This is a genomic window from Pseudomonas sp. Root71, from assembly GCF_001429045.1.
In the GTDB taxonomy this organism is placed as follows: Bacteria; Pseudomonadota; Gammaproteobacteria; order Pseudomonadales; family Pseudomonadaceae; genus Aquipseudomonas; species Aquipseudomonas monachiensis.
Window position 1 is genome coordinate 217147 of sequence record NZ_LMHY01000026.1, and the last position, 11666, is coordinate 228812.

The window sequence follows — 11666 nt, forward strand, 5'->3', positions numbered from 1 at the left end:
TTTCTATAGGCGATGTACGGTAACGGGATCAGGCCGAAACGCGAGGGATGGTGTCATCGCTGCGCAAGGTGAAGATCTCGTAACCGGTTTCGGTCACCAGCAGGGTGTGTTCCCACTGTGCCGAGAGCTTGCGGTCCTTGGTGATCGCGGTCCAGCCATCGCCCAGTACCTTGGTGTCGGCACGGCCCTGGTTGATCATCGGCTCGATGGTGAAGGTCATGCCAGCCTTGAGTTCCATTCCGGTGCCGGCTCGGCCGTAGTGCAGGATCTGCGGCTCTTCGTGGAACACCTTGCCGATACCATGGCCGCAGAATTCACGAACCACCGAGAAGCCGTTCTTTTCCGCGTGCTTCTGGATGATTTCGCCGATGTCGCCCAGGCGGCAGCCGGGCTTGACGATCTCGATCGCCTTGTACATGCATTCCTGGGTCACCTGGGACAGGCGCTCAGCCCAGACCGGCACGGTGCCGACGTGGAACATGCGGCTGGTATCGCCGTGGTAACCGTCCTTGATGACGGTGACGTCGATGTTCAGGGTGTCGCCATCCTTGAGCGGCTTGTCGTTCGGGATGCCATGGCAGACCACATGGTTGATCGACGTGCAGATCGACTTTGGATAGCCCTTGTAGTTGAGCGGGGCAGGGATGGCTTTCTGCTCATTGACGATGTAGTCGTGGCAGATCTGGTTCAGTTGGTCGGTGGTAACGCCCGGCTTGACGTATTCGGCAATCATTTCCAGCACATCGGCGGCCAGTTTGCCGGCGATACGCATTTTGGCGATATCCTCGGGGGTTTTGAGGGTGACGGTCATACAGGCTCTCTCTGCGCCAGGCGGCGCTTTCTAAACGGAAAGGGCATTGCGCGATCGAACTTCGCGGCCCTGAAAAATGCGATTCTACCAGACGAGCAGCGCAAATCTGCGCCCGCGTGCATCGCTTCTCTCTATAGAATGGTGCATTCTTGGCGGATTCCAAGGGATTGAGCAAAACGCTCGCCAGGATTTCAGAATCCGGGTTCCGTTTTGCCCTGCCTTATGGTATAAAATGCGCCGCTTTCCGGGGATGTCCCGTAAAGCCTAAATCCACACACGTGTCGACACGATGACCTGGGTGCCTTCAGCTGATGCTGCTGGTTGGTCATTGGGATACGTGGAGGCCAAACCCGACTTATTAAGGAACTATCATGTCCCAAGTCAACATGCGCGATATGCTGAAGGCCGGTGTGCACTTCGGTCACCAGACCCGTTACTGGAACCCGAAAATGGGCAAGTACATTTTCGGCGCGCGTAACAAGATCCACATCATCAACCTTGAAAAAACCCTGCCAATGTTCAACGAAGCTCTGACTTTCGTAGAACGTCTGGCCCAGGGCAAAAACAAGATTCTGTTCGTCGGCACCAAGCGTTCCGCTGGCAAGATCGTTGCTGAAGAAGCAGCACGTTGCGGTTCGCCGTACGTCGATCACCGCTGGTTGGGCGGCATGCTGACCAACTTCAAGACCATCCGTGCTTCCATCAAGCGTCTGCGTGACCTTGAAGTTCAAGCCGAAGACGGTACTTTCGCCAAGCTGACCAAGAAAGAAGCGCTGATGCGCACTCGTGACCTGGAAAAGCTGGATCGTTCCCTGGGTGGTATCAAGGACATGGGCGGTCTGCCAGACGCTCTGTTCGTTATCGACGTTGATCACGAGCGCATCGCGATCACCGAAGCCAACAAGCTGGGCATCCCGGTTATCGGCGTAGTCGATACCAACAGCAGCCCGGAAGGCGTTGACTACATCATCCCAGGCAACGATGACGCAATCCGCGCTATCCAGCTGTACATGGGTTCGATGGCTGACGCTGTCATCCGCGGTCGCAACAATGTTGCCGGCGGCACCGTTGAGTTCGCAGCTGAAGAAACTCAGGCTGCAGCTGAGTAATTGACGCCCTGGCGTTGACTCAGTAAGCAAAAAGGGGGCTTGGCCCCCTTTTTGCCACCTCGAAAACCATTTGTCGGCGCCCACTGCTCTATCTGTAACGTGCGGCAGCTAACAAGGGTGGTTGGGGAAGAATTGATCGCCCGTTCGATCGGGTGGAATGGTTGAAAACCTATCCAAGAGGATTTTGAAATGGCAGAGATTACTGCAGCGTTGGTCAAAGAACTGCGCGAGCGTACTGGCGAAGGCATGATGGACTGCAAAAAGGCCTTGACCAAGGCTGGCGGCGACATCGAGAAAGCCATTGATGACATGCGTGCTTCGGGCGCCATCAAGGCTGCCAAGAAAGCTGGCAACGTTGCCGCTGAAGGCGCTATCGCCATCAAGGCTGACGACAAGGCAGCCGTGCTGCTGGAAGTCAACTCGCAGACCGACTTCCTGGCCCTGCAAGACGACTTCAAGAACTTCGTTGCTGCCTGTGTAGAAAAAGCTTTCGACGAAAAACTGACCGACGCAGCTCCGCTGATCGCCGCTCAGGAATCGGCTCGTGAAGCACTGGTTGCCAAAGTAGGCGAGAACGTCAACATTCGTCGCCTGGTGCGCGTAGAGGGCGACGTTGTCGGCACCTACCTGCACGGTAACAAGATCGGTGTTGCTGTTGTTCTCAAGGGCGGCGATGTTCAGCTGGCCAAAGAGATCGCCATGCACGTGGCGGCAAGCAATCCTGAGTTCCTGCTGCCATCGCAGGTTTCGCCAGAGGCCATCGAGCGCGAGAAGGGCGTTTTCCTGACCCTGAACGAAGACAAGATGAAAGGCAAGCCGGCAGAAATCGTCGAGAAGATGATCGCTGGCCGCATCACCAAGTTCCTGGCTGAAGCCAGCCTGGTCGAGCAAGCTTTCGTCATGAACCCGGAAGTCACCGTAGGTGCCCTGGCCAAGAAAGCCGGCGCTGAAATCGTTTCCTTCACTTACTTCAAAGTAGGCGAAGGCATCGAGAAGCCAGTGGACAACTTCGCAGAAGAAGTTGCTGCCCAGCTGGCTGCCGCCAAGCAATAAGACGGTTTTTTAACTGTCGCCCAGAAGAGGCTGCCCGCTCACGCGCGCAGCCTCTTTTCAGATGGGGTATCAATTTTTATTTGGTTTCCCTTTGGAACTGGCTTACAAAGCCATGTTCCGATGGCGCTGAAGCAGCGCCAAGCTAGATTGAACAGCCAGCTGTAAACAGCTCGCAAAGAATTTTTAAAATACGCCGCAGGAGAGATTCGCAATGGCTCAGCAGGGCAGTGGTTATCAGGCTCGCTATAAACGCATTCTACTCAAGCTTAGCGGCGAGGCCCTGATGGGCTCGGAAGAGTTCGGGATCGATCCGAAAGTTCTGGATCGCATGGCATTGGAAGTTGGCCAGTTGGTCGGCATCGGTGTTCAGGTCGGTCTGGTTATCGGTGGTGGCAACCTGTTCCGCGGTGAAGCGCTGAGCAAGGCTGGCATGGACCGTGTCACCGGCGACCACATGGGCATGCTGGCCACTGTTATGAACGCCCTGGCCATGCGCGACGCTCTCGAGCGCGCCAACATCTCGGCCATCGTGATGTCCGCTATTTCCATGGTTGGCGTGACCGATCACTACGATCGTCGCAAGGCCATGCGCCACCTGAACTCCAAGGACGTGGTGATTTTCGCGGCCGGTACCGGCAACCCGTTCTTTACGACGGATTCGGCAGCCTGCCTGCGTGCAATCGAAATCGATGCCGACGTCGTGCTCAAGGCGACCAAGGTCGATGGCGTCTACACCGCTGACCCGTTCAAAGACCCGCATGCCGAGAAGTTCGATCATCTGACTTATGATGAAGTGCTGGATCGCAAGCTGGGTGTGATGGATCTGACGGCCATTTGCTTGTGCCGCGACCACAAGATGCCACTACGCGTATTTAACATGAACAAGCCCGGCGCCCTGCTGAATATCGTACACGGCGGCGCGGAAGGGACCCTGATCGAGGAAGGCGCACAATGATCAACGAAATCAAGAAAGACGCTCAAGAGCGCATGCAGAAATCCGTGGAATCGCTGGCGCACAACTTCGGCCGCATTCGTACCGGCCAGGCGCACCCGAGCATCCTGGAAGGCGTGATGGTGCCGTACTACGGCTCCGACACCCCGATCAAGCAAGTGGCCAACATCACCGTCAAGGACGCCCGTACCCTGCAAGTCGTTGCTTTCGAGCGCAACATGCTGGGTGCCGTCGACAAGGCGATCGGTAGCGCGGGTCTGAACCTGAACCCGACCAACCTCGGCGAACTGCTGCTGATCTCCATGCCTGCCCTGACCGAAGAAACCCGCAAGGGCTTCACCAAGCAGGCTCGTGACGTCGCTGAAGATGCCCGTGTTGCCGTGCGCAACATCCGTCGCGATGCCAACAGCCAGCTCAAGGATCTGGTCAAGGAAAAAGAGATCAGCGAAGACGAGGAGCGTCGTGCGACTGGCGAGATCGACGATCTGACCAAGAAGTTCGTGGCTAAAATCGACGCGGACCTGGCGCAGAAAGAAAAAGACCTGATGGCCGTATAAGGGTCGCGTTTTCATGGAAAAGACCAAGCAGTCTGCACCGTCCGCGGTGCCGCGCCATGTCGCGATCATCATGGATGGTAACAATCGCTGGGCGAAAAAACGCTTTATGCCGGGTGTCGCCGGGCATAAAGCGGGCGTGGATGCGGTGCGTGCCGTCATTGAAGTTTGTGCCGAGGCCAAGGTCGAAGTGCTGACCCTGTTCGCCTTTTCCAGCGAGAACTGGCAGCGTCCGGCCGATGAGGTCAGCGCTTTGATGGATCTGTTCTTCAAGGCGCTGCGTCGAGAGGCCAAGCGCCTCAACGACAACAACATCAGCCTGCGCATCATTGGCGATCGCTCGCGTTTTCATCCAGAGCTGCAGGCTGCCATGCGTGAAGCCGAGGCCATGACGGCCGGCGCCAATCGATTTGTCCTGCAGATAGCCGCCAATTACGGCGGTCAGTGGGATATCGCGCAAGCAGCGCAACGACTGGCGCGAGAGGTCCAGGCCGGACACCTGCGTCCGGAAGACATCACGCCCGATCTGCTGCAGACCTGTCTGGCCACGGGCGACCTGCCGCTGCCGGACCTGTGTATCCGTACCGGTGGCGAGCACCGCATCAGCAACTTCCTGCTCTGGCAGTTGGCCTATGCCGAGCTGTATTTCTCCGACCTGTTCTGGCCGGACTTCAAACACGATGCCATGCGCAATGCGCTGGCCGATTACGCTTCCCGCCAGCGCCGCTTCGGTAAAACGAGCGAGCAGGTCGAGGCTGGAGCCCGGGTTTAATGCTTAAACAACGAATCATCACCGCGCTGATCCTGCTACCGATTGCCCTGTGCGGGTTTTTCCTGCTTGAAGGTTCCGGTTTTGCACTGTTCATCGGGCTGGTCGTGACCCTCGGTGCCTGGGAATGGGCGCGTCTGGCGGGTTTCGCCGCTCAAGCGTTCCGCGTCGGCTATGCCGCTGTGGTCGCTTTGGCGCTGTTCCTCATGTACATCCTGCCCGGCCTCGCGCCTTGGGTATTGGGCGCTTCGGTGCTGTGGTGGGCAGTGGCGACGTATCTGGTGCTGACCTATCCGCGTTCGAGCGAGCATTGGTCCAATGCGGCGACCAAGTTGGTGATCGGCCTGCTGATTCTCCTGCCGGCCTGGCAAGGCCTGGTGCAGATCAAGCAATACCCGCTGGGTAATTGGCTGATCATGGCAGTGATGGTGTTGGTTTGGGGGGCCGATATTGGCGCCTACTTCTCCGGTCGTGCTTTCGGCAAGCGCAAGCTCGCACCGCAGGTCAGTCCGGGCAAAAGCTGGGAAGGCGTGTACGGTGGTCTGGCGTTGAGCCTGGTGATTACCACAATCGTTGCTCTGGTGCGCGACTGGACGGTGGCCGAACTGTTCAAGGGGTTGATCGGTGCCGCGCTGATCGTGTTCATTTCGGTGGTGGGTGATCTCACTGAAAGCATGTTCAAGCGTCAATCCGGGATCAAGGACAGCAGCAATCTGCTTCCGGGTCACGGCGGCGTGCTGGATCGTATCGATAGCCTGACGGCAGCGATTCCGCTGTTTGCGGTGCTGCTGTGGATGGCGGCCCCATGAGCCGCCCGCAACAGATTACCGTTCTGGGCGCGACCGGCTCGATTGGCCTGAGTACGCTCGACGTCATCGCTCGTCACCCGGATCGATATCAGGTCTTTGCCTTGACTGGCTTCACCCGCTTGAGTGAATTGCTGGCGCTTTGCGTGCGCCATGTCCCGCGATTTGCCGTGGTACCTGAAGTCGCAGCTGCCCGTACCCTGCAGGATGATTTGCGCGCGGCGGGTCTTTCGACCCGTGTCCTGGTGGGCGAGGAGGGTTTGTGCCAGGTCGCTTCCGATCCGGAAGTCGATACGGTCATGGCGGCCATCGTCGGTGCGGCGGGATTGCGTCCGACACTGGCGGCGGTCGAGGCTGGCAAGAAGATCCTCCTGGCTAATAAAGAAGCGCTGGTCATGTCCGGCGCGCTGTTCATGCAGGCCGTGCGCAAGAGTGGTTCGGTGTTGCTGCCGATCGATAGCGAGCACAACGCGATTTTCCAGTGCATGCCGCTGGATTATGCCCGTGGCCTTGAGTCGGTCGGTGTGCGCCGGATTTTGCTGACGGCTTCAGGCGGTCCGTTCCGGCAGACGCCAATGGCTGAGCTGGCGCATGTTTCTCCCGATCAGGCGTGTGCTCATCCGAACTGGTCCATGGGGCGAAAAATCTCCGTGGACTCGGCCAGCATGATGAACAAGGGGCTTGAGTTGATCGAAGCCTGCTGGCTGTTCGATGCCAGGCCATCCCAGGTCGAGGTGGTGATTCACCCGCAAAGTGTGATCCATTCGCTGGTCGACTACGTCGACGGTTCCGTTCTGGCACAGCTGGGTAATCCGGACATGCGCACGCCCATCGCCAATGCCCTGGCCTGGCCGGAGCGGATCGATTCGGGTGTGGCGCCGCTGGATCTGTTTGCCATTGCGCGACTGGACTTCCAGGCGCCCGATGAAGAGCGTTTTCCTTGCCTGCGTCTGGCCCGTCAGGCGGCCGAAGCGGGTAACAGCGCGCCGGCCATGCTCAATGCGGCGAACGAGGTGGCGGTGGCGGCATTTCTCGACGAACGGGTTCGTTACCCGGAAATCGCGAGTATCATCGAGGAAGTACTGAATCTGGAGCCCGTAGTGGCTGTGGATGATCTCGATGCAGTGTTCACGGCAGACGCGAAGGCGCGATTGCTGGCCGGACAATGGTTGAGCCGTCACGGGCGGTAAATGCTGTGGATAGTTGGCCCACGCAGCAGCGGATAGGAATGCGGAGAAAGTAGATGAGCGCGCTCTATATGATTGTCGGCACCCTGGTCGCTCTGGGTGTGCTGGTTACCTTCCACGAGTTCGGCCATTTTTGGGTTGCGCGTCGCTGTGGGGTCAAGGTGCTGCGCTTCTCCGTAGGCTTCGGCATGCCTTTGCTGCGCTGGCATGACAAGCAGGGCACCGAATTTGTCGTCGCCGCCATCCCGTTGGGTGGCTACGTCAAGATGCTCGACGAGCGCGAAGGTGAAGTGCCGCTCGACCAGATCGACCAGTCCTTCAATCGCAAATCCGTTCGTCAGCGCATAGCCATCGTAGCGGCGGGGCCGATAGCCAACTTCCTGTTGGCATTGGTGTTCTTCTGGGCGTTGGCGATGCTCGGCAGCGAGCAGGTGCGTCCGGTCATCGGCGCTGTCGAGTCCGGCAGTATTGCAGCCAAGGCGGGTTTGAGCCCCGGCCAGGAAATCGTGGCCATTGATGGCGAGGCGACTTCCGGCTGGGCGGCGGTGAATCTGCAACTGGTGCGTCGCCTGGGCGAGAGCGGTTCATTGCAGGTATTGGTGCGCGAACAAGGCTCCACGACCGATTCTCCTCGTGAACTTGCGCTGGACAAATGGCTCAAAGGGGCTGATGAGCCCGATCCTATCCATTCATTGGGGATTCGTCCGTGGCGTCCGGCATTGCCGCCTGTCCTGGCCGAACTCGATCCAAAGGGGCCGGCTCAGGCTGCCGGCCTGAAGACCGGTGACCGGTTGCTGGCGCTTGATGGCCGTGCGCTGGATGACTGGCAGCAGGTTGTCGATACCGTCCGTAAGCATCCCGATACCAAAATCATGCTGCGGGTTGAGCGCGACGGTGCTCAAATCGACGTCCCTGTGACGCTTGCCGCTCGCGGCGAGAGCAAATCGCCCAGCGGTTATTTGGGGGCAGGGGTGAAAGCGATCGACTGGCCGCCGGAGATGATCCGCGAGGTCAGCTACGGGCCATTGGCAGCAATTGGCGAAGGGGCACGACGCACCTGGACCATGAGCGTGCTGACCCTCGATTCACTGAAGAAAATGTTGTTCGGTGAGCTCTCGGTAAAAAACTTGAGTGGACCGATAACCATTGCTAAAGTGGCGGGCGCTTCGGCCCAGTCGGGTGTTGCTGATTTCCTGAATTTCCTTGCTTATCTGAGTATTAGCTTGGGTGTTCTGAATTTGTTGCCCATTCCGGTACTGGATGGGGGGCATTTGTTGTTTTATCTGATCGAGTGGGTGCGTGGTCGTCCCTTGTCAGATCGGGTGCAAGGTTGGGGGATACAGATCGGCATCAGTTTGGTGATTGGGGTGATGTTGCTTGCTCTTGTCAATGATCTGGGTCGACTGTAACGCTTCGCTGAATTGCGAATCTGCCGCATTTTGCGGCAGTTTGTTTATTGCCAGTTGGAATAAGAAAGGACTTCATGAAACGTCTGCTGCTAACTGCGGTTCTCACCGTATTGATGATCGCCGAAGTTCACGCCGAGTCCTTCACTATCTCTGATATTCGCGTCAATGGCCTCCAGCGGGTCTCCGCGGGTAGCGTCTTTGGTGCTTTGCCGTTGAACGTCGGTGAACAGGCGGATGATCGTCGCCTGGTGGAATCCACTCGTGCGTTGTTCAAAACCGGTTTCTTTCAAGATATCCAGCTGGGCCGCGATGGCAACGTCCTGGTCATCACGGTAGTCGAGCGTCCGTCGGTCGCCAGTATCGAGATCGAAGGTAACAAGGCGATCTCTACCGAAGACTTGATGAAAGGCCTCAAACAATCCGGTCTGGCCGAAGGCGAGATCTTCCAGCGTGCCACCCTTGAAGGTGTGCGTAACGAACTGCAACGCCAGTACGTCGCCCAGGGTCGCTACTCGGCTACCGTCGACACCGAAGTGGTGCCACAGCCGCGTAACCGCGTCGGCCTGAAGGTCAACATCAACGAAGGCACCGTTGCGGCTATCCAGCACATCAACGTTGTGGGCAACACGGTTTTCCCTGATGAAGACCTGATCGACCTGTTCGAACTCAAGACCACCAACTGGTTGTCGTTCTTCAAGAACGACGACAAGTACGCCCGTGAGAAACTGTCCGGTGACCTGGAGCGCCTGCGTTCCTACTACCTGGACCGTGGCTATATCAACATGGATATCGCTTCGACCCAGGTCTCCATTACGCCGGACAAGAAGCACGTCTACATCACCGTCAACGTCAACGAAGGCGACAAGTACACCGTTCGTGACGTCAAGCTCAGCGGTGACCTGAAAGTCCCTGAAGACCAGGTCAAGTCCCTGCTGCTGGTGCAAAAAGGCCAGGTGTTCTCGCGCAAGCTGATGACCACCACCTCCGAACTGATCACCCGTCGCCTGGGGAACGAGGGTTACACCTTCGCCAACGTCAACGGCGTGCCTCAACCGCACGAAGAAGATCACACCGTAGACATCCTGTTCGCGGTCGATCCGGGCAAGCGTGCCTACGTGAACCGCATCAACTTCCGTGGCAACACCAAGTCCGAAGACGAAGTGCTGCGTCGTGAAATGCGCCAGATGGAAGGCGGCTGGGCTTCGACCTACCTGATCGATCAGTCCAAGACCCGTCTGGAACGTCTGGGCTTCTTCAAGGAAGTCAACGTTGAGACTCCGGCCGTGCCGGGTGTCGATGACCAGGTGGACGTCAACTACAGCGTTGAAGAACAAGCCTCCGGTTCGATTACCGCCAGCGTCGGTTTCGCCCAGAGCGCCGGTTTGATCCTCGGTGGTTCGATCACCCAGAACAACTTCCTGGGTACCGGTAACAAGGTCAGCGTCGGCTTGACCAAAAGCGAATACCAGACCCGCTATAACTTCGGTTTTGTCGACCCCTACTGGACCGCCGACGGCGTGAGCCTGGGTTACAACGCGTTCTACCGCACCACTGACTATGACGAACTCGATACCGACGTCGCCAGCTACGCCGTGGACAGCCTGGGTGCCGGTGTGAGTGTCGGTTATCCAATCAGCGAGACTTCGCGTCTGACCTTCGGCCTGAATGCGCAACAGGACACGATCAAGACTGGCGTTTACACCGTCGACGAGATCTTCGACTTCGTTAACCAGGAAGGCGACAAGTACCTGAACTTCAAGGCTTCGGCCGGTTGGTCCGAGTCCACCCTGAACAAAGGCGTTTTGGCGACTCGTGGTCACTCCCAAAGCTTGACGGCGGAAGTCACTGTGCCGGGTAGTGACTTGTCGTTCTTCAAACTCGACTACCGTGGTCAGTTGTTCCAGCCGCTGAGTGAAAACTACACCATGCGCCTGCACACCGAATTGGGTTATGGCGACGGCTACGGTTCGACCGAAGGCTTGCCATTCTATGAAAACTACTATGCTGGTGGTTTCAACTCGGTTCGTGGCTTCAAGGACAGTACACTGGGGCCGCGTAGTACTCCGAGCCGCGGCGCACTCGAAACGGGCAACCCGGGTACTCTTGCTGACCCGGACCAGGATCCACTGCCGTTCGGTGGTAACGTCCTGATCCAGGGTGGTGCAGAGATTCTGTTCCCGCTGCCGTTCGTCAAGGATCAACGATCCCTGCGTACTTCGGTATTCTGGGATGTGGGTAACGTATTCGACTCCAAATGCGAGCAGACGACCAACACCAACCCTGCGTCGAAGTCCAATACGCAGTGTAACGATGTCAGTCTGAGCAACATGGCCAGTTCTGTCGGTGTGGGAGTGACCTGGGTCACCGCACTGGGGCCTCTGAGTTTCGCCCTGGCCATGCCAGTCAAGAAACCGGATGACGCTGAAACTCAAGTGTTCCAATTCTCTCTCGGCCAGACGTTCTAAGCGTCTGACCCAAGATAACGACAATGAATTTTGTAGGAGTGCATCGTGCGTAAGTTGACTCAATTGGTTCTCCTGGCCAGCGTACTGGTCGCTGGTCCGGCGTTCGCCGACATGAAAATTGCTGTTCTGAACTATCAGATGGCTCTGCTGGAGTCCGACGCGGCCAAGAAATACGCCGTGGATGCCGAGAAGAAGTTCGGTCCTCAACTGACCAAGCTCAAGTCGCTGGAAACCAGCGCCAAGGGCATTCAGGATCGTCTGATGGCCGGTGGCGACAAAATGCAGCAGGGCGAGCGTGAGCGTCTGGAGCTTGAATTCAAGCAAAAGGCCCGTGACTTCCAGTTCCAGTCCAAGGAGCTGAACGAAGCCAAAGCCGTTGCCGACCGTGAAATGCTGAAGCAGCTCAAGCCGAAACTGGACAGCGCTGTGGAAGAAGTCATCAAGAAAGGTGCTTTTGACCTGGTCTTCGAGCGTGGCGCAGTGATTGATGTCAAACCTCAGTACGACATCACTCGCCAGGTTATCGAGCGCATGAATCAGCTGAAGTAACC

Annotated in this window: 11 protein-coding genes; 10 read left to right on the plus strand and 1 reads right to left on the minus strand. The window is 57.7% G+C overall.

What is annotated here, in order from left to right; all coding sequences use genetic code 11:
* Positions 1–28 precede the first annotated feature (28 nt).
* A complete protein-coding gene (gene map, locus ASD95_RS19445) occupies positions 29–811 on the minus strand; it encodes a type I methionyl aminopeptidase (RefSeq protein WP_008057306.1) in 783 nt (260 codons plus the stop codon).
* A gap of 371 nt (positions 812–1182) precedes the next feature.
* Between map and rpsB the strand changes: the two genes are divergently transcribed.
* The 10 genes from rpsB to ASD95_RS19495 all read left to right on the plus strand — a co-directional run bounded on the left by rpsB (position 1183) and on the right by ASD95_RS19495 (position 11664).
* Entirely contained in the window at positions 1183–1920 is a 738-nt protein-coding gene (rpsB, locus tag ASD95_RS19450) for a 30S ribosomal protein S2 (RefSeq protein WP_008052780.1), read from the plus strand.
* A 189-nt stretch (positions 1921–2109) separates the two neighbouring features.
* Complete coding sequence (gene tsf, locus ASD95_RS19455; protein ID WP_008052779.1) at positions 2110–2973, plus strand: translation elongation factor Ts; 864 nt, start codon at positions 2110–2112, stop codon at positions 2971–2973.
* A gap of 211 nt (positions 2974–3184) precedes the next feature.
* Positions 3185–3928 (plus strand): UMP kinase, encoded by a 744-nt coding sequence (gene pyrH / locus ASD95_RS19460; RefSeq protein ID WP_056720982.1) that lies wholly within the window; start codon positions 3185–3187, stop codon positions 3926–3928.
* The gene (gene frr / locus ASD95_RS19465; RefSeq protein WP_008000041.1) at positions 3925–4482 is read left to right on the plus strand and encodes a ribosome recycling factor; all 558 of its coding nucleotides are present in this window, start codon (positions 3925–3927) and stop codon (positions 4480–4482) included. Before pyrH ends, frr begins: the two co-directional genes overlap by 4 nt.
* A gap of 13 nt (positions 4483–4495) precedes the next feature.
* Positions 4496–5251 carry a polyprenyl diphosphate synthase gene (uppS, locus tag ASD95_RS19470; RefSeq protein WP_046041127.1) on the plus strand — a complete coding sequence of 252 codons (756 nt, stop codon included), beginning with the start codon at positions 4496–4498 and terminating at the stop codon, positions 5249–5251.
* Positions 5251–6057, plus strand: a complete 807-nt coding sequence (locus tag ASD95_RS19475) for a phosphatidate cytidylyltransferase (protein WP_056720980.1) — start codon at positions 5251–5253, stop codon at positions 6055–6057. Before uppS ends, ASD95_RS19475 begins: the two co-directional genes overlap by 1 nt.
* The gene (gene ispC / locus ASD95_RS19480; protein WP_056720978.1) at positions 6054–7244 is read left to right on the plus strand and encodes a 1-deoxy-D-xylulose-5-phosphate reductoisomerase; all 1191 of its coding nucleotides are present in this window, start codon (positions 6054–6056) and stop codon (positions 7242–7244) included. Before ASD95_RS19475 ends, ispC begins: the two co-directional genes overlap by 4 nt.
* Positions 7245–7297: 53 nt before the next feature.
* Entirely contained in the window at positions 7298–8650 is a 1353-nt protein-coding gene (gene rseP, locus ASD95_RS19485) for a sigma E protease regulator RseP (protein ID WP_056720976.1), read from the plus strand.
* Positions 8651–8724: 74 nt separating this feature from the next.
* On the plus strand, positions 8725–11115 hold the full coding sequence (bamA, locus tag ASD95_RS19490) for an outer membrane protein assembly factor BamA (protein ID WP_056720974.1): 2391 nt from the start codon (positions 8725–8727) through the stop codon (positions 11113–11115).
* Between the two features lie 45 nt (positions 11116–11160).
* Complete coding sequence (locus tag ASD95_RS19495) at positions 11161–11664, plus strand: OmpH family outer membrane protein (RefSeq protein WP_056720972.1); 504 nt, start codon at positions 11161–11163, stop codon at positions 11662–11664.
* Positions 11665–11666: the final 2 nt, after the last annotated feature.